Annotated in this window: 22 protein-coding genes, 6 tRNA genes and 1 other RNA gene; 15 read left to right on the plus strand and 14 right to left on the minus strand. The window is 48.6% G+C overall.

Annotated features, from left to right (window positions below; all coding sequences use genetic code 11):
* The first annotated feature begins 1 nt into the window (after nucleotide 1).
* The gene (gene nupC / locus D9741_RS15585) at nucleotides 2-1,204 is read left to right on the plus strand and encodes a nucleoside permease NupC (protein WP_064526382.1); all 1,203 of its coding nucleotides are present in this window, start codon (nucleotides 2-4) and stop codon (nucleotides 1,202-1,204) included.
* A 228-nt stretch (nucleotides 1,205-1,432) separates the two neighbouring features.
* Here nupC and D9741_RS15590 read toward each other — a convergent pair whose 3' ends face one another.
* From D9741_RS15590 to D9741_RS15605, 3 genes are all read right to left on the minus strand, one after another.
* Nucleotides 1,433-3,622: a sensor domain-containing phosphodiesterase gene (locus D9741_RS15590; protein WP_130216876.1), complete on the minus strand. Its 2,190-nt coding sequence runs from the start codon at nucleotides 3,620-3,622 to the stop codon at nucleotides 1,433-1,435.
* A 208-nt stretch (nucleotides 3,623-3,830) separates the two neighbouring features.
* A tRNA-Ala gene (locus D9741_RS15600) sits at nucleotides 3,831-3,906 on the minus strand.
* Nucleotides 3,907-3,945: 39 nt separating this feature from the next.
* Nucleotides 3,946-4,021: transfer RNA gene (locus tag D9741_RS15605), tRNA-Ala, on the minus strand.
* 220 nt (nucleotides 4,022-4,241) lie between these two features.
* On the opposite strand from D9741_RS15605, the gene D9741_RS15610 reads away from it, so the two are divergent.
* Both D9741_RS15610 and D9741_RS15615 read left to right on the plus strand, forming a co-directional pair.
* Nucleotides 4,242-4,601: a YfeC-like transcriptional regulator gene (locus tag D9741_RS15610; RefSeq protein ID WP_130207360.1), complete on the plus strand. Its 360-nt coding sequence runs from the start codon at nucleotides 4,242-4,244 to the stop codon at nucleotides 4,599-4,601.
* Between the two features lies 1 nt (nucleotide 4,602).
* Nucleotides 4,603-4,995 carry a YfeC-like transcriptional regulator gene (locus D9741_RS15615; RefSeq protein ID WP_130216872.1) on the plus strand — a complete coding sequence of 131 codons (393 nt, stop codon included), beginning with the start codon at nucleotides 4,603-4,605 and terminating at the stop codon, nucleotides 4,993-4,995.
* A gap of 52 nt (nucleotides 4,996-5,047) precedes the next feature.
* Here D9741_RS15615 and gltX read toward each other — a convergent pair whose 3' ends face one another.
* Nucleotides 5,048-6,463 (minus strand): glutamate--tRNA ligase, encoded by a 1,416-nt coding sequence (gene gltX / locus D9741_RS15620; protein WP_130207364.1) that lies wholly within the window; start codon nucleotides 6,461-6,463, stop codon nucleotides 5,048-5,050.
* A gap of 258 nt (nucleotides 6,464-6,721) precedes the next feature.
* Here gltX and D9741_RS15625 point away from each other — a divergent pair.
* The 5 genes from D9741_RS15625 to D9741_RS15645 all read left to right on the plus strand — a co-directional run bounded on the left by D9741_RS15625 (nucleotide 6,722) and on the right by D9741_RS15645 (nucleotide 7,275).
* A tRNA-Val gene (locus tag D9741_RS15625) sits at nucleotides 6,722-6,797 on the plus strand.
* Between the two features lie 44 nt (nucleotides 6,798-6,841).
* Nucleotides 6,842-6,917: transfer RNA gene (locus D9741_RS15630), tRNA-Val, on the plus strand.
* 46 nt (nucleotides 6,918-6,963) lie between these two features.
* Nucleotides 6,964-7,039, plus strand: a tRNA-Val gene (locus tag D9741_RS15635).
* 4 nt (nucleotides 7,040-7,043) lie between these two features.
* A tRNA-Lys gene (locus D9741_RS15640) sits at nucleotides 7,044-7,119 on the plus strand.
* A gap of 30 nt (nucleotides 7,120-7,149) precedes the next feature.
* Nucleotides 7,150-7,275, plus strand: a non-coding RNA gene (locus D9741_RS15645) — RtT sRNA.
* A gap of 49 nt (nucleotides 7,276-7,324) precedes the next feature.
* Here the strand turns inward: D9741_RS15645 and D9741_RS15650 are convergent.
* The 5 genes from D9741_RS15650 to D9741_RS15670 form a co-directional block, all read right to left on the minus strand.
* The gene (locus D9741_RS15650) at nucleotides 7,325-8,209 is read right to left on the minus strand and encodes a LysR family transcriptional regulator (protein WP_130216870.1); all 885 of its coding nucleotides are present in this window, start codon (nucleotides 8,207-8,209) and stop codon (nucleotides 7,325-7,327) included.
* 72 nt (nucleotides 8,210-8,281) lie between these two features.
* Complete coding sequence (locus D9741_RS15655) at nucleotides 8,282-9,538, minus strand: nucleoside permease (RefSeq protein WP_130216868.1); 1,257 nt, start codon at nucleotides 9,536-9,538, stop codon at nucleotides 8,282-8,284.
* Between the two features lie 58 nt (nucleotides 9,539-9,596).
* Nucleotides 9,597-10,430, minus strand: coding sequence for a xanthosine phosphorylase (gene xapA, locus D9741_RS15660; RefSeq protein ID WP_130216866.1), 834 nt, complete (start codon nucleotides 10,428-10,430; stop codon nucleotides 9,597-9,599).
* 231 nt (nucleotides 10,431-10,661) lie between these two features.
* On the minus strand, nucleotides 10,662-11,591 hold the full coding sequence (locus D9741_RS15665; protein WP_130216864.1) for a nucleoside 2-deoxyribosyltransferase: 930 nt from the start codon (nucleotides 11,589-11,591) through the stop codon (nucleotides 10,662-10,664).
* A gap of 54 nt (nucleotides 11,592-11,645) precedes the next feature.
* Entirely contained in the window at nucleotides 11,646-12,899 is a 1,254-nt protein-coding gene (locus tag D9741_RS15670) for a nucleoside permease (protein ID WP_130216862.1), read from the minus strand.
* 601 nt (nucleotides 12,900-13,500) lie between these two features.
* Between D9741_RS15670 and D9741_RS15675 the strand changes: the two genes are divergently transcribed.
* Nucleotides 13,501-14,499, plus strand: a complete 999-nt coding sequence (locus tag D9741_RS15675) for a bile acid:sodium symporter family protein (RefSeq protein ID WP_130207366.1) — start codon at nucleotides 13,501-13,503, stop codon at nucleotides 14,497-14,499.
* Here the strand turns inward: D9741_RS15675 and D9741_RS15680 are convergent.
* The 3 genes from D9741_RS15680 to zipA all read right to left on the minus strand — a co-directional run bounded on the left by D9741_RS15680 (nucleotide 14,496) and on the right by zipA (nucleotide 17,782).
* Complete coding sequence (locus D9741_RS15680) at nucleotides 14,496-14,714, minus strand: DUF3820 family protein (protein WP_111948453.1); 219 nt, start codon at nucleotides 14,712-14,714, stop codon at nucleotides 14,496-14,498. The genes D9741_RS15675 and D9741_RS15680 overlap by 4 nt on opposite strands.
* A gap of 1 nt (nucleotide 14,715) precedes the next feature.
* Nucleotides 14,716-16,731: an NAD-dependent DNA ligase LigA gene (gene ligA, locus D9741_RS15685; RefSeq protein WP_130216860.1), complete on the minus strand. Its 2,016-nt coding sequence runs from the start codon at nucleotides 16,729-16,731 to the stop codon at nucleotides 14,716-14,718.
* Nucleotides 16,732-16,801: 70 nt separating this feature from the next.
* Nucleotides 16,802-17,782, minus strand: coding sequence for a cell division protein ZipA (zipA, locus tag D9741_RS15690; protein WP_130216858.1), 981 nt, complete (start codon nucleotides 17,780-17,782; stop codon nucleotides 16,802-16,804).
* Nucleotides 17,783-18,011: 229 nt separating this feature from the next.
* Between zipA and cysZ the strand changes: the two genes are divergently transcribed.
* From cysZ to crr, 5 genes are all read left to right on the plus strand, one after another.
* Nucleotides 18,012-18,773 (plus strand): sulfate transporter CysZ, encoded by a 762-nt coding sequence (gene cysZ, locus D9741_RS15695; RefSeq protein ID WP_130207372.1) that lies wholly within the window; start codon nucleotides 18,012-18,014, stop codon nucleotides 18,771-18,773.
* A gap of 184 nt (nucleotides 18,774-18,957) precedes the next feature.
* On the plus strand, nucleotides 18,958-19,929 hold the full coding sequence (gene cysK / locus D9741_RS15700) for a cysteine synthase A (protein ID WP_000034402.1): 972 nt from the start codon (nucleotides 18,958-18,960) through the stop codon (nucleotides 19,927-19,929).
* Between the two features lie 382 nt (nucleotides 19,930-20,311).
* Complete coding sequence (ptsH, locus tag D9741_RS15710) at nucleotides 20,312-20,569, plus strand: phosphocarrier protein Hpr (protein ID WP_000487600.1); 258 nt, start codon at nucleotides 20,312-20,314, stop codon at nucleotides 20,567-20,569.
* Nucleotides 20,570-20,613: 44 nt separating this feature from the next.
* On the plus strand, nucleotides 20,614-22,341 hold the full coding sequence (gene ptsI / locus D9741_RS15715; protein WP_000623129.1) for a phosphoenolpyruvate-protein phosphotransferase PtsI: 1,728 nt from the start codon (nucleotides 20,614-20,616) through the stop codon (nucleotides 22,339-22,341).
* Nucleotides 22,342-22,381: 40 nt separating this feature from the next.
* A complete protein-coding gene (gene crr / locus D9741_RS15720; protein ID WP_000522247.1) occupies nucleotides 22,382-22,891 on the plus strand; it encodes a PTS glucose transporter subunit IIA in 510 nt (169 codons plus the stop codon).
* 41 nt (nucleotides 22,892-22,932) lie between these two features.
* On the opposite strand, the gene pdxK is transcribed toward crr, so the two are convergent.
* On the minus strand, nucleotides 22,933-23,784 hold the full coding sequence (gene pdxK / locus D9741_RS15725; protein WP_130207376.1) for a pyridoxine/pyridoxal/pyridoxamine kinase: 852 nt from the start codon (nucleotides 23,782-23,784) through the stop codon (nucleotides 22,933-22,935).
* 103 nt (nucleotides 23,785-23,887) lie between these two features.
* Between pdxK and D9741_RS15730 the strand changes: the two genes are divergently transcribed.
* Nucleotides 23,888-24,256, plus strand: coding sequence for a YfeK family protein (locus D9741_RS15730; RefSeq protein WP_130216854.1), 369 nt, complete (start codon nucleotides 23,888-23,890; stop codon nucleotides 24,254-24,256).
* Between the two features lie 2 nt (nucleotides 24,257-24,258).
* Here D9741_RS15730 and cysM read toward each other — a convergent pair whose 3' ends face one another.
* Complete coding sequence (gene cysM, locus D9741_RS15735) at nucleotides 24,259-25,170, minus strand: cysteine synthase B (protein WP_130216852.1); 912 nt, start codon at nucleotides 25,168-25,170, stop codon at nucleotides 24,259-24,261.
* Nucleotides 25,171-25,293 lie beyond the last annotated feature (123 nt).

The raw sequence follows: 25,293 nt of genomic DNA on the forward strand, positions 1-25,293 counted from the left end.
TATGGACCGCGTCCTTCATTTTGTACTGGCACTTGCCGTTGTTGCGATTCTCGCACTGCTGGTAAGCAGCGACCGCAAAAAAATTCGTATCCGTTATGTTATTCAACTGCTTGTTATCGAAGTGTTACTGGCGTGGTTCTTCCTGAACTCCGACGTTGGTCTGGGCTTCGTGAAAGGCTTCTCCGAAATGTTCGAAAAACTGCTCGGATTTGCCAACGAAGGGACTAACTTCGTTTTTGGTAGCATGAATGATCAAGGCCTGGCATTCTTCTTCCTGAAAGTGCTATGCCCAATCGTCTTTATCTCTGCGCTGATCGGTATTCTCCAGCACATTCGCGTGTTGCCGGTGATTATCCGTGCAATTGGTTTCCTGCTCTCCAAAGTCAACGGCATGGGCAAACTGGAATCCTTTAACGCCGTCAGCTCCCTGATTCTGGGTCAGTCCGAGAACTTTATCGCCTATAAAGATATCCTCGGCAAAATCTCCCGTAATCGTATGTACACCATGGCAGCCACGGCGATGTCCACCGTTTCTATGTCCATCGTTGGTGCATACATGACCATGCTGGAACCGAAATACGTCGTTGCTGCGCTGGTACTGAACATGTTCAGCACCTTTATCGTGCTGTCGCTGATCAACCCTTACCGTGTTGATGCCAGCGAAGAAAACATTCAGATGTCCGACCTGCACGAAGGCCAGAGCTTCTTCGAAATGCTGGGTGAATACATTCTGGCAGGCTTCAAAGTGGCCATTATCGTTGCCGCAATGCTGATCGGCTTTATCGCCCTGATCGCTGCACTGAACGCTCTGTTTGCTACCGTGACTGGCTGGTTTGGCTACAGCATCTCCTTCCAGGGCATTCTGGGCTACATCTTCTATCCAATTGCATGGGTGATGGGTGTTCCTTCCAGTGAAGCACTGCAAGTTGGCAGCATCATGGCAACCAAACTGGTTTCCAACGAGTTCGTTGCAATGATGGATCTGCAGAAAATTGCTTCCACGCTCTCTCCGCGTGCTGAAGGTATCCTCTCTGTGTTCCTGGTATCCTTCGCTAACTTCTCTTCTATCGGGATTATCGCGGGTGCCGTTAAAGGCCTGAACGAAGAGCAAGGTAACGTGGTTTCTCGCTTCGGTCTGAAACTGGTTTACGGCTCTACGCTGGTGAGTGTGCTGTCTGCGTCAATCGCAGCACTGGTACTGTAAGCGAATCCATTAAAAAAGCCGGGGATAATTCCCCCGGCTTCAGTTTGTTGACAACGTGCGCTTTGTTTATGCCGGATGCGGCGTAAATGCCCTACCAAGCTGACAAAACAACGCAAATTCAATAGATTGTGTTTCCATGCAGGCCCGATAAGCGCAGCGCATCAGGCAATTGTCCGTTTATCATCAACCTCAAATGCCGGGGATAATTCCCCGGCTTTTTTACGCCTGTTAATCAACTAATGGTTGCGGGCGACCAATTAAATACCCTTGCAGATATTGCACCCCGAGCTTATGCAATAGCGCCTGCTGCTGTTGAGTCTCGACAAACTCCGCGACCACACTCAATGACTTCGCTTTCGCCAGATCGGTAATTGATCTCACTATCATCGCATCCAGTGTATTAGTGACGATATCCTTAACGAAGACGCCATCAATCTTGATGATATCAGCCTGCAAACGTTTTAACCGTTCGTAGTTGGCATAGCCTGTGCCAAAGTCATCAATCGCAATACGGAAGCCAAACTTATGCAGTTGTTCGATATTGTACATACTGCTTTCTGCGTTAGAAAACGCCTGCTCCTCGGTGATCTCAATAATCACAGCCTCCGGGGAGACACGGTAACGTTTAAACAGACGAATAATTCGCCCGGCGATATTCTTTTGCAGCAGAGTGAGCGGCATTAAATTGACTGAAAAGCGCGGGCCTTTCTTGTCGCAAGGGTGGGTTGCCAGCCACTTCAGCAGGGATTCCAGCACCTGTAAATCGAATCGCGCGCTAAGGTTAAATTGGGCAATAAGCGGCAAAAATTTATCAGGCGTCATTATGCCACCGTCGTATTTCAGACGCGCAAGGATTTCATCGTAACCTTCTCCATCCTTGTTGCGAATTGGCTGGGCATAGAGCAGCAAATCACCCTTATCTAACGCCTTACGGATTGTATTGAGTAACAACACCTGTTTGGTTGTCTGCCCGGATGCAATCTCTTCTCGATTATCCAACGCCAGCACGTGATGATGAACGCAGGATTGTTCTGCCAGCCAGCTTAACTGCCCCAGCATTGGCTGCAGGGTATCCTGATTACCGTCAAAACGTCCCCAGGCAGCACCATAGCCCATATCCAGCCCGGTGTTGTTCCAGTGGATTTGCCGACTGTTGAGAACGTTAACCATATGCTGTAGCCGCCCTTCCGTTTCCGGCCCGGTCAGTACCAACAGCAATTCGCTCCCCGGCAATTGATACAACTTTTCGTTTTCCTGCATCAATGGCAGCAATGTACGGTAAATTGAGCGGATACAATGAACGCGCATTACTAACCCGTAATGGCGACTCATAAACTCAAGATTATCAATGCGCAGACAGCAAAAACTCTTACCAGCCTCTTGCTCCTGCGATTGCTCCAGTGCACGAAAGTTGGGTAATAGCGTTAACGGATCGGTCAGTGCCTGCAAATGCCAGCGACGGTTAAGCCATTCGCTACGATAATAAATGCGTACCATGTAAAGCAGGCAAACGCTAAAGGAAATCAGCACCGCGAGAATAAATGCCAGCGAATATTCTGTTTCCACCCCTTGTAAAAAATTCTGGTTGTAATTCAGGAGGAAAAGCGTCGATACAGCCCAGGTAAGATTTAAAAACGGATAACGAAGTTTACCGACACCAAGGGTAAAGATGATAAAGAAAACAGGTACCAGATAACCGGCGATAAAGTCGTTTTCATAAGGCGTGCACATCAAAAGTAGCAGAACGCTAAGAGCCGCCAGCCAACTTAAGGTAAATGTGCGTTTTTCTTTACTCAGTGACGGTGCGATATCTCTGCGCCACAATATCTGCGCAAAGTGAGGACTTACAATCATGCGAGTGAGATAGTAAAAGAGCATGTTGTAAATCAACACGGCGGTGAAAAGGCTTAGTAAATCAACGACCGTGAAAATCGCGTCGGCATCGCCGAAAAAGGTTGATATCTTTAGTGGGAAATCAAAGAACCTGCCCACGAGATACATGCTGCCTTTGATGCCGAACGGCGTCACCAAACCAAGCCAGAAGAGACGTTTCCATACGTTTCGGGTGGTTAATCCGTAGCGCCAACGCGTTCCCAACTGCCAGCGTAATATTGCGCAGGCACACAGCACAGCAAACGACTGGCTGCCAAGCATGACGGCGGTTTGCAAAAATGAGAGATGAAAATTCCACAGATTGGTGCAAAACATTCCGCATAAAACGGGAACGACACCGCGCCAGCCGAAGATAAAGAATATTGATAGCATTACGCACAGTGGCATCCACGCCAGGAAAATATAGCTGGAATGGATAACAGCAAGTGGCGAGATAAAACGGGATAGCTGAATAAGTACCACGGTGAGCGTAAACGCTAGTGCAAATATCTTGATATTTTTTATCAGGTTATGCTCCACAAACATGAGTACACTACTCTCACTGATCGGGGTTTTAAGGCACACAAATAATATGTTTATTCGCATCGCGAAGCAAACAGGGACCGACCTGTTGCCGATATTTCATCCAATGATGTTTCCAACAGGCAACACTAACCTGGGAGGTAGACTGTATTACAAAAGCGGCAAAAAGCAGAGACAAAAAACCCCCGCTTCGCAGCGAGGGTTTGAAATTTGGTGGAGCTAAGCGGGATCGAACCGCTGACCTCTTGCATGCCATGCAAGCGCTCTCCCAGCTGAGCTATAGCCCCACGAGTTGTTTACGTACCAAATTTGCTGGGTGCAAAATTTGGTGGAGCTATGCGGGATCGAACCGCAGACCTCCTGCGTGCAAAGCAGGCGCTCTCCCAGCTGAGCTATAGCCCCATCACGTAAAGCTTGTCGAGTTGACGGGCGGCATCATATGAATTCCGCCCGAATGTGTCAACGGCAAATTGCAAGGCGTAGTTTCAATCGCTGAAAAATCAGGCAAATGAACTATTTTGGATAGTCGCTCGCATTCAGTAGTTATTCCTGTCACGGTTTCTTGTAAAGTGGTGTTATAAAATGAACCACTAATAGACCCGCAATCATTCAGGGAATTGTTATGTTCAAGGAGAGGATGACGCCAGATGAACTTGCCAGGCTGACCGGTTATAGCCGCCAGACCATTAATAAATGGGTACGCAAGCAAGGCTGGACGACATCACCAAAACCAGGTGTCCAGGGTGGCAAGGCCCGACTGATTCACGTCAATAAACAAGTTCGTGAATATATTCGTAATGCAGAACGTCCGGACGATCAAAGAGAAGCTCCTGAACTGTCTGCCGATACGCCGCTTGAAGTGCTGCTGGTGACGCTGGCGAAAGAGATGACGCCTCTTGAACAAAAACAGTTTACATCCTTGCTTCTGCGGGAAGGGATTATCGGATTATTACAACGCTTAGGGATTCGCGACAGCAAATAATATGAAAAGATTACGTAATAAAATGACCACCGAAGAGCTGGCGGAATGCCTGGGTGTGGCTAAACAAACTGTTAACCGTTGGATCAGAGAAAAAGGCTGGAGAACGGAAAAATTTCCCGGCGTGAAAGGAGGTCGTGCCAGACTTATTCTGGTCGATTCGCAGGTTTGCGAGTTTATTCAGAACACGCCTGCGTTCCATAACACACCAATGTTGATGGAAGCTGAAGAGAGAATTGCTGAATACGCTCCTGGAGCACGCGCCCCGGCGTATCGACAAATCATCAACGCGATAGATAATATGACAGACATTGAGCAGGAAAAAGTCGCGCAATTTTTGTCACGTGAAGGAATTCGCAATTTCCTCGCCCGTCTCGATATTGACGAATCAGCATAAATAAAAAAACGGCAGGATATTATCTCCTGCCGTTTATCTTTTTATACGCTAATTACTGCTGATTTTCGCGTTCAGCAATAAAGGCCAGCGCTTTGTTGATACGCTCAATGCTACGTGTCTTACCGATCGCGTGAACGGTAACATCCAGTGCCGGGGACTGCCCTGCACCGGTTACGGCTACTCGCAGCGGCATCCCAACTTTACCCATTCCCACTTCCAGTTCATCCGCCGTTGCCTGAATTGCGTGGTGAACATTTTCCGCCGTCCAGTCAGTGATAGCAGACAGTTTATCGCGCACTACTTCCAGCGGCTGACGCGCTACCGGACGCAGATGTTTTTTCGCAGCATCGGCATCAAACTCAGCAAAATCTTCGTAGAAATAGCGGCAGCTTTGCGCCATCTCTTTGAGCGTTTTGCAGCGTTCGCCCAGCAGTTTCACCAGCTCAGCAAGCTGCGGGCCGTTACGGGTATCAATATTTTCCTGCTCGATGTGCCACTGTAAGTGAGTAGCCACATACTCCGGCGGCAGCGCGTTAATATAGTGATGGTTCAACCACAGCAGTTTATCAGTGTTGAACGCACTGGCAGATTTGCTGACGGCATTCAGGGTGAAGTATTTGATCATCTCTTCACGAGTGAAGATTTCCTGATCGCCGTGGGACCAGCCCAGACGCACCAGATAGTTCAGCAGTGCTTCTGGCAGATAGCCGTCGTCGCGGTACTGCATTACGCTGACTGCACCGTGACGTTTGGACAATTTTTTACCGTCATCACCGTTGATCATAGAAACGTGCGCGTAAACCGGTACGGGCGCTTTCAGGGCCTTAAGAATGTTGATCTGGCGCGGCGTGTTGTTGATATGGTCTTCACCACGGATGACGTGAGTAATTTCCATATCCCAGTCGTCGACAACCACACAGAAGTTATAGGTCGGAGAACCATCGGTACGGCGGATAATCAGATCATCCAGCTCCTGGTTGCTGAACTCGATCGGACCACGGATCTGATCGTCAAAAACAACGGAACCTTCCTGTGGGTTAGCAAAACGTACAACGCACGGTTCATCATCAGCGTGATGTTCATGGCTGTGGCGGCAACGGCCGTCATAACGCGGCTTCTCGCCTTTTGCCATCTGCTCTTCACGCAGCGCTTCGAGGCGCTCTTTAGAGCAGTAGCATTTATAGGCAGTACCCTCTTCCAGCATCTGATCAATAACCGCGTTATAGCGATCGAAACGTTTGGTCTGGAAGTACGGGCCTTCATCCCACTCCAGACTCAGCCAGTTCATGCCATCCATAATGGCTTCGATAGCTTCCGGCGTGGAACGCTCAAGATCGGTGTCTTCAATACGCAGCACGAACTCACCGCCGTGGTTACGTGCAAAAAGCCAGGAGTAAAGAGCAGTACGCGCGCCGCCAACGTGCAGATAGCCTGTTGGGCTTGGCGCGAAGCGAGTTTTGATTTTCATGAAATGGCCTTACGTTTAGAAAGATGCCGACAACCGGCAAATCCTGGAAAAATTGAGTGGGCGATATTCTATCACTCCCGCCTGATTCCTCAATGTAGTTCGGGTTGCTACCTTACGCATTATTGTTTTCGTTGACAAATTGCGCAACACGGTCTGTTTTGCGATCACCTTGCTTAAATTTACGACGAACGAACAATTTCTTTAGAAAATGCGTTGACTCATTTCCAACTCTCCCTATAATGCGACTCCACACAGCGGGGGTGATTAGCTCAGCTGGGAGAGCACCTCCCTTACAAGGAGGGGGTCGGCGGTTCGATCCCGTCATCACCCACCAACTACTTTATGTAGTCTCCGCCGTGTAGCAAGAAATTGAGAAGTGGGTGATTAGCTCAGCTGGGAGAGCACCTCCCTTACAAGGAGGGGGTCGGCGGTTCGATCCCGTCATCACCCACCACTTTCTCGCCAGCTAAATTTCTTGTAACAATGTGAAGTACCGAAGTGGGTGATTAGCTCAGCTGGGAGAGCACCTCCCTTACAAGGAGGGGGTCGGCGGTTCGATCCCGTCATCACCCACCACTTCGGGTCGTTAGCTCAGTTGGTAGAGCAGTTGACTTTTAATCAATTGGTCGCAGGTTCGAATCCTGCACGACCCACCAATGTAAAAAAGCGCCCTAAAGGCGCTTTTTTGCTATCTGCAATACTCAAAGATTCGAACCTGCAGCAGGTTCGAGTTGAGCGCAGCGAAACAACGGAGCCGCTTGCGGCGACGGCCCGAAGGGCGAGCGAAGCGAGTCATCCTGCACGACCCACCAATGTAAAAAGGCGCCCTAAAGGCGCCTTTTTGCTATCTGCGATATTCCTTCACGCGATCAAAGCATTAACCAACCTCTCCAGCGCAGGCGTCGCGTGTTGCTGTTCATAGACAATATACAGATCTGCCGGAATACGTTCTTCCAGTGGACGAAATACCACACCGGGCCAACTCATCTGGGCATAGCTATCTGCCATTAATGTCACGCCCAATCCCATACTGATCATCGCCAGCACAGTTTGCGGCTCTACGGCCTCCCGGACGATCATCGGTGAAAAACCTGCCTGCTGACAAACGCGCTGTAAAAACGCCCAGTCAGAATGGACGGAAGGCAGCGTTACAAAGTATTCATTGCGTAATGCAGTTAGCGGGATAGCATCTCGCGATGCCAGATGATGGTCTTGCGGAATAGCAACCAGAAAAGAGGATTCATGTAAGCGTAAGCTGGTAAACCCCGTGGTTGGTTCAATCGCCATCCGCCAGATACCCGCATCCAGTTCCCGCCGCTCCAGCAACGCCATTTGCATGCCTGGTGATTTTTCACGAAATGAGACATGAACATTGGGGCATTCTTTCAGAAAGCACCGCATCGCCGGACGCATTCGCCCCCACATTGCAGTTCCCACCACGCCCAGCTCAATCCGCCCTGCCTCACCGCGACCAATCTGCTCAACCCGTGCCATCGCCTGACTGGCATTCGCCAGTAACCGTCGTGATTCTTCCAGTAAAATTTTTCCCGCATGAGTGAGCGCCACACTGCGCGAATGACGAACGAACAGCAACGTGCCCAGTTGTTGTTCCAGATCTTTAATATGAATACTTAATGGCGGCTGCGACATATTGAGCCGCGCAGCCGCCCGCCCAAAGTGAAGTTCTTCTGCAACCGCAAGAAAATAGCGCAATAACTTGAGATCAATACGATGCGTACTTTCCATGATTATTGCGCTCCATAAGTTTGGTAAGGCTCCAAATCTAGCACATAACAATAAAGGTCAACCCCGTTTACATCAGTGAGCTAATGATTTTTGTGCCATTTTTTCAGGTTCATGCTTATAACGGAAAAACAGGGCAAAGATCACTGCCAGGGCCAGCGCATACGCAGCAAATACCAACCAGATAGTTTGCCAGTCTTTCACACCATCAACCGTGAAATAGTCAACCGCCATACCACTCAGAAGAGAGCCGATCCACGCCCCAACGCCGTTGACCATCGTCATAAATAAGCCCTGAGCACTGGCGCGAATACTGGAATCCACTTCCTGTTCGACAAACACTGAACCTGAGATATTAAAAAAGTCGAACGCACAGCCATACACAATCATCGATAACAACAATAATACAAAGCCACTTGGCGATGGGTCGCCAAAGGCAAAGAAGCCAAAGCGTAATGTCCACGCGACCATACTCATCAACATGACGGTTTTTATGCCAAAACGCTTCAGGAAGAAGGGAATAGTAAGAATGAAGCCGACTTCCGCCATTTGCGAAACAGAGAGCAAGATGGAAGGATATTTCACCACGAAGCTATCAGCAAATTCAGGGTTACGAGCAAAATCATGCAGGAACGGGTTACCAAAAACGTTAGTAATTTGTAGTACCGCACCTAATAACATGGCAAATAAAAAGAAAATCGCCATACGCGGATTTTTAAATAACACAAACGCATCCAGACCTAATTTACTGGAAAGCGTAGTGCTGATTTTATGCTCCGCCACTGGAATTTTCGGTAGCGTTAATGCATAGACCGCTAACACTAAAGAAGCACCAGAAGCAATATACAGCTGCAAACTACTTAACTCCAGATGCAATAAACTCACCAGCCACATGGCGACAATAAATCCCACAGTGCCATAAACACGGATTGGCGGAAAACAGGTTACCGGATCTAATCCGGCCTGGGCCAGACACGAATAAGAAACACTATTGGATAATGCAATAGTGGGCATGAACGCCATTGCGTTAAGCAACATTATCCAGAACATCATATTCGGTTCAGTCACGGAGGCGGCATAAAAAAGTACCCCGGCGCAAATAAAGTGGCACAGCATATAGGTACGTTCAGCTCGTAACCATTTATCTGCAATAATACCCATAATGGCTGGCATAATAATAGCCGCAATGCCTTTAGAGCTGTATGCCATACCAACATCAGCCCCGGTAAAATGTAAGGTGTTTATCATGTAAGAGCCGAGGGTAACTAACCAACTCCCCCAGATAAAATATTGCAGAAAAGACATAATCTTTAAACGCGTTGCGATATTCATTTTTGGTTTCCTTATCGCAGTGAGATGGCCCCATCCGCGAGGCCATTTTTTATTGCTTTCAGGCGATTTTGCGTAAGAATCCGCAAATCAGATTGATAAAGTTTTGCCGGGATAATTCCGCTGCAGCCAGCGTTTGGGCATGTGACAATTTCACATCGCTTAAACCTTCCGCCATATTAGTTATTGCAGACACAGCAACGACTTTCATTTCGCTATGACGTGCGGTAATCACTTCAGGCACTACAGACATACCCACAACGTCACCGCCAATCATCTGCATCATGCGAATTTCTGCCGCCGTTTCGAAGTTAGGCCCTGGATAAGAAACAAAAACGCCCTCTGTGAGCGGAAAACCTTCTTCCTGCGCGACGGACTGCAAAACGGCCCGATAATCAGCATCATAAGCGTTCGCTAATGAGAAAAAGCGCTCGCCGAAGCGATCATCATTAAGGCCTGTCATCGGTGTGCCTGGCATCGTGTTGATGTGATCTTTCAGCGCAACCAAACTGCCCGCCCTCACTTCCGGGCGAAGCGAGCCTGCAGCATTAGTGCAGAACAACAACTCACAGCCCAGCAACTTGAACGTGCGAATCGCATCAGTCATGACTGTCATTCCACGGCCCTCATAAAAATGGCCACGACCTTTCATGCAAGCTACAGGCACACCAGAGAGCATGCCGAGGACCAACTCTCCTGCGTGACCATGTACGGTGCTCACCGGAAATCCCGGCAAATCGCTATAAGAAATAGCGACCGCGCCTTCAATCTGTTCAGCCAACGCACCCAGCCCCGAACCAAGAATAAACGCAACGCGTGGGGTAAAGTTTGGTTTGTGGCGACGAATGATATCTGCGCAATACCACGGGTTTTGTGAAAAATGAGATTGGGTCATGGAAAGTCCTTGTAATAAACATTATTCGTTAAATATGTGTCACTTCTTCTTATAACGAGAAAAAGTCGTGACTGACCAATACATTTACCAGAGATATTCAATATATTTTTTAAATCGATCATACCGTCCCCCGGCAGAGAGATATAACGACGGTATAATTTATTTTGGTAGTTAATTTAAAAAGTTGATTATCAGGCAATCACTCACCTGATAATCAAAAAGAATAAACTATTACATTTCTTTGTTGTCAATCAATGCTTCAAGCTCGGCAAATGAATGTGCCACCGTTGATGACCAGGTTATCATTAAATTTAGATAATCGGTCGTCAGTGCAGACTGATACTTTTGTTGCTTACTACAATAAATAATCGATTGCTGCCCTAATGCATAGGCAATGCCATTCATAATACCGGTGTCAACATTCGGCTCAAAGGTATCAGAATAAAAAATGGCTTGTCTGGATTTTCTTAAATTATCAATATCAGTCGCAATATCATTCATGTTGTCACCAACGATAAATGTTTTACCCACACTAACGATCGCGTCTTTGATATTCTCCAGTAAGCCCCGAGATGGTTCTGTATACATAAAGTTAGGATCAAGATAATAATCATACTCAATGGGCAGTGGAGTAACGGGTATAGCTGGAGTAATCGTCGTGCCGAAGTCGGCAATTAAATTTTGCTGAAATATTTGCAATGCACGATTGATGATGTCTGATGTTTGTTCACGATAGTTGCTGATACTGGCATCAGAATCTGACACTGATACAACTTTTGCTACATAATTTATCAGCTTACTTATAGGGTAAAACTCTGAAGAGTTACCTGCCGCCCATAAGAGAAAGTCGGTCGTAACCAGATGTACCGGCATTCCTGAAGCCCATGCATAGCCCACTTCCCACGCACAACCGGAATCATAGGTTCCGCCATCGAAATAACCGATAACCCCAACGCTGTTGTCCATATTCGCGACATCGTTAACAAAAATCTCCTCTTCACTGGAGGTACCGGCATCATCACGATAAGGAAGAAAAGTATGGATCAGGGGCGGTAACAGACCATCGTCAATCCATTGATCGATGATGTCATTTAAATTTAAAGCATCTAATCGCCAGGGTGCACAATAGACCCGACATTGGTTATACAATTGATTTGCCATAACATCCTCCTTTACGAATCCTGTAAAACATTATTAATTTTGATAAATACCGTATCAGGCGTAATGACTGGACGTCGTCGTGGCACCGTTGTGTTTATATTTAAACAACACCATAAATGCGAGAGCAAGAACCAGTGAATACCCAGCAAATACCAGCCAAATGGTTGCCCATTGCGGGTTACCATCCGTTGTTAAATAATCGACGACTTTGCCACTAATAAAACCGCCCAGAATACAACCAAAACCATTGGCCATCATCAGGAATACGCCCTGAGCACTATTACGGATCGAGGGATCAACTTCTTGTTCAACAAATACCGAGCCAGATATATTGAAGAAGTCAAAGGCACAGCCATAAACAATCATCGAAAGAATTAACAGAATAGTACCGCCGAATGAAGGATCGCCATAAGCGAATAAACCAAAGCGCAGCATCCAGGCAATCATGCTCATCAGCATGACATTTTTAATACCATATTTTTTCAGAAAAAATGGAATAGCAAGAATGAAACAAACTTCGGATATCTGAGAAATCGATAACAAAATAGATGCATGGGTGACAACAAAACTATTGGCAAACTCTGGAACACTCTCGAAGCTGTGGAGAAAAGTATTTCCAAACATTCCGGTAATCTGTAATTCTGCCCCAAGCAGCATGGCAAAGATAAAGAAAATAGCCATTTTGCTATTTTTGAACAGTGCAAATGCACGCAGCCCGAGAACGTCTATTATTCCTTGGGCCTGGTTAGATTTAGCCACCGGTACAACGGGTAATGTCAACGTAAACAGACTTAATCCTAATGAAGCCGCCGCTCCGATATACAATTGCATATGACTTAATTCAAAACCAGCCAGACTTACTGCCCACATCGCAACAATAAATCCGATCGTTCCCCAGATGCGTATTGGTGGAAACTCAGTCACAATATCCATACCCGCATTTTGTATACGGTAATAGGAAATCGTATTACTCAAGCCAAGCGTTGGCATATAAACGAGAGAGTTAAGTAAAATGACAATAAACATTGCCGAAGGTGTTGTAACAGATGCCGCGATAAATAATGTTACCGCGCCCAAAAAGTGACAAGCGGCATAAATCCATTTAGCGCTAATCCATTTATCTGCCACAATGCCAAATAGTGTTGACGTTATCACCGCTGCAATACCCAATGTACTGTAGACTGCACCAATATCTTCTCCTTTGAAGCGCAGCGTAATAAACATATAAGAACCAAATGTGTTTAGCCAACTTCCCCACAAAAAGAATTGCAGAAATGAAAGAACTTTTAACTGTAGTTTTAGATTCACCGTCGTCCCCTTCGATTTGAGCCTCCCCTTTAAATATCCTGAAACACATCAAATTTACCAATATCTTTTATTGTAATGATCAATTGCGATTTGATATCGATTCTGAAAACATTAAGAAAGCCACCCTAATATTGCGTAATGATCATGAGTTTTTAGATAAACCACTAACCCAGTAACAGCAACACTAAACAATCACATCAAAAATATATGAAGCAATCACATTCATGATATTTATTGTTCGCGTGAAATATACAATTAAAAGGCAGTTCCTGTTATTAAACCTGAGTCTGCCCTCATAGTTTTACCGCACCGTTAATAATAAAGTGAGTGAAACGCTCTCTCCGGGTGACATTCTTTATTCAATATAATACCCGTTCTAAACCAGCGCTGATCATGCTAAAACTGCTATGTACATCAGTAGTAATAACCTTCTGTGATTTTTTCGGCTGTCACATAGTTCCCTCAGTTAACGGCCCCTATTTGCCAACCAGGCGAAGCTCCCCTCTGACTTCCCATTACCACGCACAAATTGATAAGCAATTCAGTTTTATTTATCAATCAGAACAACGCACAATGAAAGCATCGGTCATCTGGAGTCTTTATGAAACTTTTTCGTATCCTCGATCCTTTCACTTTAACCCTGATCACGGTGGTATTGCTGGCTTCTTTCTTTCCGGCCAGAGGCGGTTTTGTCCCCTTCTTTGAAAATCTGACCACGGCAGCTATTGCCCTGTTGTTCTTTATGCACGGCGCTAAGCTGTCGCGTGAGGCGATAATTGCTGGCGGTAGTCACTGGCGATTGCATTTGTGGGTAATGTGCAGCACCTTCGTACTGTTTCCGATTCTGGGCGTACTGTTTGCCTGGTGGAAACCGGTAAATGTCGATCCGATGCTCTATTCCGGTTTTCTCTATTTGTGCATTCTCCCGGCTACCGTGCAGTCTGCAATCGCCTTTACTTCAATGGCGGGCGGTAATGTCGCGGCGGCGGTTTGTTCTGCGTCAGCATCCAGCCTGCTGGGGATTTTCCTTTCGCCGTTGCTGGTCGGTCTGGTAATGAATATCCACGGTGCAGAAGGCAGTCTGGAACAGGTCGGTAAGATTATGTTGCAACTACTGCTGCCGTTCGTGCTGGGACATCTTTCTCGCCCGTGGATTGGTAACTGGGTAGCACGCAATAAAAAGTGGATAGCAAAAACCGACCAGACATCCATTCTTTTGGTCGTTTATACGGCATTCAGCGAAGCCGTCGTTAACGGCATCTGGCACAAAGTCGGTTGGGGTTCGCTGCTGTTTATTGTGGTAGTTAGCTGCGTATTGCTGGCTATTGTGATTGTGATTAACGTCTTTATGGCGCGTCGACTGGGTTTCAATAAGGCGGATGAAATCACTATCGTCTTCTGTGGCTCGAAAAAGAGTCTGGCGAATGGTATTCCGATGGCGAACATTCTGTTCCCCACATCGGTGATCGGTATGATGGTACTGCCGTTGATGATTTTCCATCAGATCCAACTGATGGTTTGCGCGGTACTGGCGCGTCGTTATAAGCGCCAGACCGAGCAACTGCAGGCGCAGCAGGAAAGCAGCGCCGGAAAAGTTTAAAGCGGACGTTTCAGGGGCTGGACCAGTTGTGTCAGCCCCTCGGTTTTAATCAGCAACGTGATTTGCATTAACTCACCAAGTTTGCCTGCCGGAAACTCATCTTTGCGGGCAAACCACAGCAGATACTCTTCCGGCAGGTCGATTAAGCGACGCCCTTTGTACTTGCCAAACGGCATCACCGTATTGGCAATTTCAATCAGCTGCTCTTTTTCCACCTCAGCTCCCCAGCAAACGCAGCATTTCAGCTTCGTCGATGACTTCAATACCCAGTTCCTGCGCTTTCGCCAGTTTAGAACCTGCAGCTTCTCCGGCAATCACCAGATCGGTTTTCTTCGACACGCTGCCTGCCACTTTCGCGCCCAGTTCGATCAAGCGAGCTTTAGCGTCATCACGCGACATCTGACTTAAGCTACCGGTGAGCACCACGGTTTTACCGGCAAACGGGCTGTCGATCTCTTCCGCGTTAATCACCACCGGCGCAGGCCAGTGAACGCCTTCCGCCAACAGCTCGCTGATGACATTGCGGTTGCTTTCTTCGGCAAAGAAGTTGTGAACATGAGATGCCACCACGATCCCGACGTCTGGCACTTTTTGCAGCTCTTCAATCGAGGCTGATTCCAGCGCTTCCAGCGTGCCAAAATATGCCGCCAGACCGGCTGCGGTAGCCTCACCGACTTCACGGATGCCAAGGGCATAGAGGAAGCGGGCAAAGGTGGTTTCTTTCGCTTTTTCCAGCGCGTTAACCACATTTTGTGCCGATTTAGGTCCCATTCGCTCCAGTCCGGTAAGTTTGCCTGCGGTGAGTTTGAACAGGTCCGCCGGAGTGTGAACGTATTCTTTTTCAACCAGCTGGTCGATAATTTTGTCACCCATGCCATCAACGTCCATCGCACGACGGGAAACAAAGTGTTTCAGCGATTCTTTACGTTGAGCACCGCAAATCAGGCCACCAGTACAGCGAGCAACCGCTTCACCTTCCACACGTTCCACGTCAGAACCACATACCGGGCAATGCGTCGGGAATACAACCTCACGGGTATCTTCCGGGCGTTCAGAAAGCACGACGTTAACCACTTGTGGGATCACGTCACCTGCGCGGCGAATCACCACTTTATCGCCAATGCGTAAACCGAGACGTTCAATTTCGTCGGCATTATGCAGTGTGGCGTTGCTCACCAGCACGCCTGCAACATGGACAGGTTCCAGACGCGCAACGGGCGTAATCGCACCTGTACGCCCAACCTGAAACTCTACATCACGCACAAAAGTCATTTGTTCCTGCGCAGGGAATTTAAACGCAACAGCCCAGCGCGGGGCGCGGGAAACAAAGCCAAGTTGCTCCTGCTGCGCCAGCGAGTTGACCTTAATGACTACACCGTCAATATCAAAGCCCAGCGTCGGGCGGTCTTCTTCCACTTTGTGGTAAAACGCCAACACATCTTCTGCTGATTCGCAAAGCGTTACCCGATCGCTGACTGGTAATCCCCACGCTTTAAACTGCATTAAGCGGCCCAGATGAGTGTCCGGCAATTCGCCACCTTCCAGTACGCCAACGCCATAGCAGAAGAAAGTAAGCGGTCGCTTCGCAGTGATACGCGGATCAAGCTGGCGCAGAGAACCTGCCGCCGCATTACGTGGGTTAGCAAACACTTTTCCGCCCGTGCGTCGCGCCTCTTCGTTAATCTTCTCAAAACCCGCCTGCGGCAGGAACACTTCACCACGCACTTCCAGACGTGCTGGAATATTCTCACCATGCAGTTTCAGCGGAATAGCGCGAATGGTACGCACGTTATACGTGATGTCTTCCCCAGTAGTGCCATCGCCACGGGTCGCCGCGCTTACCAGTACACCATTCTCATACAGAATGCTGACGGCAAGCCCATCGAGCTTTAACTCGCAGCACCAGGTCACTTTTTCGTTGTTTTTCAGACGATCCTGTACGCGTTTGTTGAAAGCGAGAAAACTTTCTTCATCAAATACGTTATCCAGGGACAGCATTGGCACTTCATGACGGATCTGGCTAAAGGCTGCCAGCGGCGCAGCACCTACACGTTGGGTAGGTGAATCAGGGGTAATCAGCTCTGGATGTTTGGCTTCCAGCTCACGCAACTCGCGCATCAGCCTGTCGTATTCAGCGTCGGGAATTTCCGGCGCATCCATCACATGATAAAGATATTCATGGTGGCGAAGCGTCGTTCGCAGTTCTGTCAGTTGTTGTTCGATTGATTCCATATCGCACCATCAATGCTAAAAACCCCCGACAAGCGGGGGTTCGAAAAGAAGTTAATTTGCCCTAAGTGTATCAGGCGTTGGCATCTTTGACTTCGCGGATGATGTCCTGGTACTCGCGCAGTTTCTGCGGAGTCATCATACGGCGCTGATCGTCAAGCACTACGCCACCTACTTCATCGGCAATATGCTGCGCGGATTGCAGCATCAGCTTGAAGTTTTGCAGTTCATCACCGTAAGACGGCACCTGCATGAAGATAGTGACACCCGGCGTTGTGAAATCCTTCATTTCAGGATCAAAGGTTCCCGGTTTCACCATATTCGCCAGGCTGAATAATGCCGGGCCGCTGCCATCCGGGCTAAGATGGCGATGATAAATATTCATATCGCCAAAGATAAAGCCCGCCTGTTGAATGCTATTAAGAAGCAGTTCGCCGTTCAGCTCGCTACCGTGATGCGCAGCGACGTTCATGATGATCACCGCTTCTTTGCGCTTCGGCTTATCCATCACAGGCGCTGGTTCAGCTACAGGTTCAGGCTGCGATGCCGCTACAGGTTCCGCGGTCTGGAAAGTAGGCTGCGGAGCTGGAGGCACCTGCGAAGCAACCGGCTGTTCAGGCTGCGGCGGGTAAGCCGGCTGCTGTACTGGCTGCGGTTGTTGCACTGGCTGCGGTTGCTGAACAGGCTGCGCTGAATGCGGAGCATGTTGCGGCGGTACCTGCGCTTCAGGCGGCTGCTGAACCGGTTGACGCGGTTGCGCAGACGCATAAGGCGGTTGGTACTGGTGTTGCGGCGACGGACGAGCAGCCTCATGCTCCTGGGCGTTAGCCGGGGCATGATTTACGCGGTGAACACGAACCTCACCAACGCCCTCATCATCTTCGACATCCTCGTCATAAGAATCGTCGTCACGTTTTGACTTCATTCGTTTTAGTGGCCGATCGCGAAACATAGAAGATCGTTCTTTACGGCTGGTCCAGAAACCATGTACCAGTAAAGCGATTATGGCGATCGCGCCAACAATGATTAATATCAGACGCAAATCCTGCATCATTATATTCTCTGTTGTTCTAACACCTTGCCACCACGGCAAACATTTACTCACTAAGAGTATTTGTCGATTACCTCAAGTGCAAGTGCACTATTAACTTTCACAGCACAAAGATAGATGAAATCGTGCTTTTTGCTGGTTTTTCGAACATATCCTAACTGTCCATTGCGCAAATACCCGGTAAAATACGCAGAACTTTCCTGGGATTGGTCAAAAGGAGCATATCCTGATTATGGTTTCAACATTCACATCTGCCTCACGCAGCGGTTTTTACTATTTTGCGCAAGGCTGGAAGCTCGTCTCGCAACCTGGGATTCGCCGTTTTGTCATCTTACCGCTGTTGATCAATATCTTGTTGATGGGAGGCGCGTTCTGGTGGCTCTTTAGCCAGCTGGATGTTTGGATCCCGTCGTTAATGAGTCACGTACCTGACTGGCTGCAATGGTTGAGCTATTTGCTGTGGCCTGTAGCGGTTATCTCCGTGCTACTGGTTTTTGGCTATTTTTTCTCCACCATCGCCAACTGGATTGCCGCACCATTTAACGGTTTGTTGGCTGAACAACTGGAAGCAAGACTGACTGGCGCTACGCCACCGGATACCGGCATTTTCGGCATCATGAAAGATGTGCCGCGGATTATGAAACGTGAATGGCAAAAGTTTGCCTGGTATCTGCCGCGCGCGATTGTATTGCTGATCCTTTACTTCATCCCTGGCATTGGGCAAACCGTCGCACCGGTGCTGTGGTTCCTGTTCAGCGCCTGGATGTTAGCCATCCAATACTGCGACTATCCGTTCGATAACCACAAAGTGCCATTCAAAGAGATGCGCACTGCCCTGCGCACGCGCAAAATCACTAATATGCAGTTTGGTGCTTTAACCAGCTTGTTCACGATGATCCCGGTACTCAACCTGTTCATCATGCCGGTGGCCGTTTGTGGTGCGACGGCGATGTGGGTCGATTGCTACCGCGCTAAACATGCATTATGGCGGTAACAATTTACCGATTATTTTGTAAACATTATGTGTGGAACAGGGGTGGCTTATGCCGCCCCTTATTCCATCTTGCGAGCCATTATTTCCCTTCTGCATATAGATATGCTAAATCCTTACTTCCGCATATTCTCTGAGCGGGTATGCTACCTGTTGTATCCCAATTTCATACAGTTAAGGACAGGCCATGAGTAAGATTTTTGAAGATAACTCGCTGACTATCGGTCACACACCGCTGGTTCGCCTGAATCGCATCGGTAACGGACGTATTCTGGCGAAGGTGGAATCCCGAAACCCCAGCTTCAGCGTTAAGTGCCGTATCGGTGCCAATATGATTTGGGATGCCGAAAAGCGCGGCGTACTGAAGCCGGGCGTTGAGTTGGTGGAGCCAACCAGCGGCAATACCGGGATTGCACTGGCGTATGTGGCTGCCGCTCGCGGTTATAAACTCACTCTGACCATGCCGGAAACCATGAGTATTGAACGCCGCAAGCTGCTCAAAGCGTTAGGTGCAAACCTGGTGCTGACCGAAGGTGCTAAAGGCATGAAAGGCGCAATTCAAAAAGCAGAGGAAATTGTTGCCAGCAACCCAGAAAAATATCTGCTGCTGCAACAATTCAGCAACCCGGCGAATCCGGAAATTCACGAAAAAACCACCGGCCCGGAGATCTGGGAAGATACTGACGGTCAAGTCGATGTGTTTATTGCTGGTGTCGGCACTGGCGGTACGCTGACCGGCGTCAGCCGCTACATTAAAGGCACCAAAGGCAAGACTGACCTCATCTCTGTCGCCGTTGAACCAACCGACTCTCCCGTTATCGCCCAGGCGCTGGCAGGTGAAGAAATCAAACCCGGGCCGCATAAAATCCAGGGCATCGGTGCTGGCTTTATCCCGGCTAACCTTGATCTCAAACTGGTCGACAAAGTTATTGGCATCACCAATGAAGAAGCCATCTCTACTGCGCGTCGCCTGATGGAAGAAGAAGGCATTCTTGCCGGGATCTCTTCCGGCGCGGCTGTTGCTGCGGCGTTGAAACTACAAGAAGATGAAAGCTTTACCAATAAGAATATTGTGGTTATTCTACCATCATCGGGTGAGCGTTATTTAAGCACTGCACTGTTTGCCGATCTCTTTACCGAGAAAGAACTGCAACAGTAATGCCAGCTTGTTAAAAATGCGTAAAAAAGCACCTTTTCAGGTGCTTTTTTGTGGCCTGCTTCAAACTTTCACCCCTCCTGGCATTGATTCAACTTGTCGGAACTGGTATTTAACCTGACTAATTATTTTGATGCGCGAAATTAATCGTTACAGGAAAAGCCTTAGCTGAATCGATTTTATGATTTGGTTCAAGTCTTCCTTTAGCGGCATAATGTTTAATGATGAACGAAACGTCAGCGGCCAACATCCGCCAGCAATGGACTGTATAGAGCACTTCGTGCGTCGCGTCTGTTAAAACTGGCGCTAACAATACAGGCTAAAGTCGAACCGCCAGGCTAGACTTTAGTTCCACAACACTAAACCTATAAGTTGGGGAAATACAATGTTCCAGCAAGAAGTTACCATTACCGCTCCGAACGGTCTGCACACCCGCCCTGCTGCCCAGTTTGTAAAAGAAGCTAAGGGCTTCACTTCTGAAATTACTGTGACTTCTAACGGCAAAAGCGCCAGCGCCAAAAGCCTGTTCAAACTGCAGACTCTGGGCCTGACTCAAGGCACCGTTGTGACTATCTCTGCAGAAGGCGAAGACGAGCAAAAAGCGGTTGAACATCTGGTTAAACTGATGGCGGAACTCGAGTAATTTCCCGGGTTCTTTTAAAAATCAGTCACAAGTAAGGTAGGGTTATGATTTCAGGCATTTTAGCATCCCCGGGTATCGCTTTCGGTAAAGCTCTGCTTTTGAAAGAAGACGAAATCGTCATTGACCGGAAAAAAATTTCTGCCGACCAGGTTGATCAGGAAGTTGAACGTTTTCTGAGCGGTCGTGCCAAGGCATCTGCCCAGCTGGAAACGATCAAAACGAAAGCTGGTGAAACGTTCGGTGAAGAAAAAGAAGCCATCTTCGAAGGGCATATTATGTTGCTCGAAGATGAGGAGCTGGAGCAGGAAATCATAGCCCTGATTAAAGATAAGCACATGACCGCTGATGCAGCTGCTCATGAAGTTATCGAAGGTCAGGCTTCTGCCCTGGAAGAACTGGATGACGAATACCTGAAAGAGCGTGCGGCCGACGTACGTGATATCGGTAAGCGCCTGCTGCGCAACATCCTTGGGCTGAAGATCATTGACCTGAGCGCCATTCAGGATGAAGTAATCCTGGTTGCCGCTGACCTGACGCCGTCTGAAACCGCACAGCTAAACCTGAAGAAGGTGCTGGGTTTCATCACCGACGCGGGTGGCCGGACTTCCCACACCTCTATTATGGCGCGTTCTCTGGAACTGCCAGCCATCGTGGGTACCGGTAGCGTCACCTCTCAGGTGAAAAACGACGACTATCTGATTCTGGATGCCGTAAACAATCAGGTTTACGTCAATCCAACCAATGAAGTTATTGATAAACTGCGCGCCGTTCAGGAGCAAGTTGCTTCTGAAAAAGCAGAGCTTGCTAAACTGAAAGATCTGCCAGCAATTACGCTGGACGGTCACCAGGTCGAAGTGTGCGCTAACATCGGTACTGTTCGTGACGTTGAAGGTGCAGAGCGTAACGGCGCTGAAGGCGTTGGTCTGTATCGTACCGAATTCCTGTTCATGGACCGCGACGCGCTGCCAACCGAAGAAGAACAGTTTGCTGCTTACAAAGCGGTGGCTGAAGCGTGTGGCTCACAGGCAGTTATTGTTCGTACCATGGACATTGGCGGCGATAAAGAGCTGCCGTACATGAACTTCCCGAAAGAAGAGAACCCGTTCCTCGGCTGGCGTGCTATCCGTATCGCGATGGATCGTAAAGAGATCCTGCGCGATCAGCTTCGCGCTATCCTGCGTGCCTCTGCTTTCGGTAAATTGCGCATCATGTTCCCGATGATCATCTCTGTTGAAGAAGTGCGTGCACTGCGCAAAGAGATCGAAATCTACAAACAGGAACTGCGCGACGAAGGTAAAGCGTTTGACGAGTCAATTGAAATTGGCGTGATGGTGGAAACACCGGCTGCCGCGACAATTGCGCGTCATTTAGCCAAAGAAGTTGATTTCTTTAGTATCGGCACCAATGATTTAACGCAGTACACTCTGGCAGTTGACCGTGGTAATGATATGATTTCACACCTTTACCAGCCAATGTCACCGTCCGTGCTGAACTTGATCAAGCAAGTTATTGATGCTTCTCATGCTGAAGGCAAATGGACAGGTATGTGTGGTGAGCTTGCTGGCGATGAACGTGCTACACTTCTGTTGCTGGGGATGGGTCTGGACGAATTCTCTATGAGCGCCATTTCTATCCCGCGCATTAAGAAGATTATCCGTAACACGAACTTCGAAGATGCGAAGGTGTTAGCAGAGCAGGCTCTTGCTCAACCGACAACGGACGAGTTAATGACGCTGGTTAACAAGTTCATTGAAGAAAAAACAATCTGCTAATCCACGAGATGCGGCCCAATTTACTGCTTAGGAGAAGATCATGGGTTTGTTCGATAAACTGAAATCTCTGGTTTCCGACGACAAGAAGGATACTGGAACTATTGAGATCATTGCTCCGCTCTCTGGCGAGATCGTCAATATCGAAGACGTGCCGGATGTCGTTTTTGCGGAAAAAATCGTTGGTGATGGTATTGCTATCAAACCAACTGGTAACAAAATGGTCGCTCCGGTTGACGGCACCATTGGTAAAATCTTTGAAACCAACCACGCGTTCTCTATCGAATCTGATAGCGGCGTTGAGTTGTTCGTTCACTTCGGTATCGACACTGTTGAACTGAAAGGCGAAGGCTTCAAGCGTATTGCTGAAGAAGGTCAGCGCGTGAAAGTTGGCGATACTGTGATTGAATTCGATCTCCCGCTGCTGGAAGAGAAAGCCAAGTCTACCCTGACTCCGGTTGTTATCTCCAACATGGATGAAATCAAAGAACTGATCAAACTGTCCGGTAGCGTGACTGTGGGTGAAACCCCGGTTATTCGCATCAAGAAGTAATTCTTGCCGCAGTGAAAAATGGCGCCAATCGGCGCCATTTTTTATGCTTCCGCCAACGGCGGCAAAATCAATTCATCGCTCTCATGTTGCTGGGTGTAGCGCATCACCTCCAGCACGCGTAAGCCTGCGCTATGTACCGCGTCAGTTAATTCCTTACCTTTCAACAAGCCACTGATGAGCTGGGCGCAAAACAGATCGCCTGTACCTTTCAGATCGGTTTTTACCCGAGAATGGGAAATGACATTCACGCTGTCGGCACTGACCACCACCACCTGCATCTCCTGATTTTCTTCGTTACCAGAGGCGCTGGTAATAACCACCCATTTTAATGTGTCTGAAAGCAAACTTTTTGCTGCGGCAATGGCGCTGTCGAGATCGCGGCAGTTTTTACCGGTCAGGATTTCCAGCTCAAAGATATTTGGCGTAATTCCCTGCGCCAGTGGCAACAAATATTGCCGATACGCATCGGGCAGGTCAGGTTTGACGTAAATACCGCTATCAATATCGCCAATGACCGGATCGACCATAATCAATAAGTCAGGATGGTTTTCGCGTAATACAGTCAGCCACTCGGCAAGTATTTTGATTTGCGACGCGGTTCCCATATAACCGGTGGTGACAGCGCGCAGCTGGCGCAGCGCATCGCGCTCCTGTAGTGCACGTAAATAGCCGCTAAACCATTCGTCCGGAATCGCACCACCGTAGAACGTATCATAATGTGGCGTATTGCTTAGCAACACGGTCGGCACGGCAAAGACATTCAGGCCGTTCTGTTTAATAGCAGGCACGGCAATGCTGTTGCCTACGCTGCCATACACCACCTGCGACTGCACAGCGACAATATCCGCCTGCAACGCTCTGCTCTTATCGTTAAACAACAACAAACTACTCATTTAATTTTTCTCCTTGCCGATGATCCTCATCGCATCCCAACCGAAACTTTACCTGATTTTGGCAGTCAAATCGGCTATCACAAAACAAGGATATGGTAATTCAGTGAAGAAAATCATTTGTCTGGTCATTACGCTGTTGATGACACTCCCCGCTTACGCGAAGTTAACTGCCCACGAAGAAGCCCGTATCAACGCCATGCTGGAGGGATTAGCACAGAAAAGGGATTTGATATTTGTGCGCAACGGTGATGAACATACCTGCGATGAAGCAGTTTCGCATCTGAAGTTGAAGCTCGGCAACACGCGCAATCGCATTGATACCGCCGAGCAGTTTATCGATAAGGTGGCTTCGTCGTCATCGATTACCGGTAAGCCTTACATCGTGAAGATGCCCGGTAAGAGCGATGAAAATGCGCAACCTTTTTTACATGCGCTGATTGCGCAGACGGATAAAACAGTGCCTGCGCAATAATCTTAAATCCCCGCCCCCTGGCTAAAATGCTCTTCCCCAAACACCCCGGTAGAAAGGTAGCGATCTCCGCGATCGCAGATGATCGCCACCACCACCGCGCCAGGGTTAGCTTTTGCCACACGTATCGCGCCAGCAACCGCACCGCCAGAACTCACCCCGCAGAAAATCCCTTCCCGCACCGCCAGTTCGCGCATGGTATTTTCCGCATCGCGCTGATGAATATCCAGTACCTCATCCACCAGCGATGCGTTAAAGATGCCTGGCAGATATTCCGCAGGCCAGCGGCGGATGCCGGGAATGCTGCTGCCCTCTTCCGGTTGCAGGCCAACAATGGTCACCGGTTTGGATTGTTCGCGCATAAAGCGTGAAACGCCGGTGATAGTGCCGGTCGTCCCCATGCTGGAGACAAAATGAGTGATGCGCCCGCCGGTTTGCTGCCAGATTTCCGGCCCGGTGGTGGTGTAATGGGCGTAGGGATTATCAGGATTATTGAACTGATCGAGCAGCTTGCCTTCACCACGATTCGCCATTTCAAGCGCCAGATCGCGCGCACCTTCCATGCCCTGCTCTTTGGTGACAAGAATCAGTTCCGCACCATAAGCACGCATCGCCGCACGGCGTTCCTGGCTCATGTTGTCGGGCATCAGCAATTTCATGCGATAGCCTTTAAGCGCGGCAATCATTGCCAGCGCAATGCCGGTGTTACCACTGGTGGCTTCGATTAACACGTCGCCCGGTTTAATTTCCCCGCGCTTTTCCGCCTCGGCGATCATCGATAGCGCCGCACGATCTTTCACCGAGCCTGCCGGGTTATTGCCTTCCAGTTTTAACCACACTTCACTGCCGTTATCCGGCCCCATTCGCTGCAACTTCACCAGAGGCGTATTGCCAATTGTTTGTTCTAATGTACTCACGATCTCTGTCCATACGTGGTGTTGCCTGATGCGACGCTTGCGCGTCTTATCTGGCCTACAGGTTACAAACCTTGCCATTAAAAAGCCCGGATCGCGGGAAGCGCCTCCGGGCGTTTAACATTC

Source organism: Escherichia sp. E14V7 (assembly GCF_004212225.1).
Lineage (GTDB): Bacteria > Pseudomonadota > Gammaproteobacteria > Enterobacterales > Enterobacteriaceae > Escherichia.

Excerpts from the sequence above, each read along its gene's own strand:
- nupC (WP_064526382.1), top strand. The coding sequence starts at position 2 with ATGGACCGCGTCCTTCATTTTGTACTGGCACTTGCCGTTGTTGCGATT.
- D9741_RS15590 (WP_130216876.1), bottom strand. The coding sequence starts at position 3,622 with ATGTTTGTGGAGCATAACCTGATAAAAAATATCAAGATATTTGCACTA.
- D9741_RS15610 (WP_130207360.1), top strand. The coding sequence starts at position 4,242 with ATGTTCAAGGAGAGGATGACGCCAGATGAACTTGCCAGGCTGACCGGT.
- D9741_RS15615 (WP_130216872.1), top strand. The coding sequence starts at position 4,603 with ATGAAAAGATTACGTAATAAAATGACCACCGAAGAGCTGGCGGAATGC.
- gltX (WP_130207364.1), bottom strand. The coding sequence starts at position 6,463 with ATGAAAATCAAAACTCGCTTCGCGCCAAGCCCAACAGGCTATCTGCAC.
- D9741_RS15650 (WP_130216870.1), bottom strand. The coding sequence starts at position 8,209 with ATGGAAAGTACGCATCGTATTGATCTCAAGTTATTGCGCTATTTTCTT.
- D9741_RS15655 (WP_130216868.1), bottom strand. The coding sequence starts at position 9,538 with ATGAATATCGCAACGCGTTTAAAGATTATGTCTTTTCTGCAATATTTT.
- xapA (WP_130216866.1), bottom strand. The coding sequence starts at position 10,430 with ATGACCCAATCTCATTTTTCACAAAACCCGTGGTATTGCGCAGATATC.
- D9741_RS15665 (WP_130216864.1), bottom strand. The coding sequence starts at position 11,591 with ATGGCAAATCAATTGTATAACCAATGTCGGGTCTATTGTGCACCCTGG.
- D9741_RS15675 (WP_130207366.1), top strand. The coding sequence starts at position 13,501 with ATGAAACTTTTTCGTATCCTCGATCCTTTCACTTTAACCCTGATCACG.
- ligA (WP_130216860.1), bottom strand. The coding sequence starts at position 16,731 with ATGGAATCAATCGAACAACAACTGACAGAACTGCGAACGACGCTTCGC.
- zipA (WP_130216858.1), bottom strand. The coding sequence starts at position 17,782 with ATGATGCAGGATTTGCGTCTGATATTAATCATTGTTGGCGCGATCGCC.
- cysZ (WP_130207372.1), top strand. The coding sequence starts at position 18,012 with ATGGTTTCAACATTCACATCTGCCTCACGCAGCGGTTTTTACTATTTT.
- cysK (WP_000034402.1), top strand. The coding sequence starts at position 18,958 with ATGAGTAAGATTTTTGAAGATAACTCGCTGACTATCGGTCACACACCG.
- ptsH (WP_000487600.1), top strand. The coding sequence starts at position 20,312 with ATGTTCCAGCAAGAAGTTACCATTACCGCTCCGAACGGTCTGCACACC.
- ptsI (WP_000623129.1), top strand. The coding sequence starts at position 20,614 with ATGATTTCAGGCATTTTAGCATCCCCGGGTATCGCTTTCGGTAAAGCT.
- crr (WP_000522247.1), top strand. The coding sequence starts at position 22,382 with ATGGGTTTGTTCGATAAACTGAAATCTCTGGTTTCCGACGACAAGAAG.
- pdxK (WP_130207376.1), bottom strand. The coding sequence starts at position 23,784 with ATGAGTAGTTTGTTGTTGTTTAACGATAAGAGCAGAGCGTTGCAGGCG.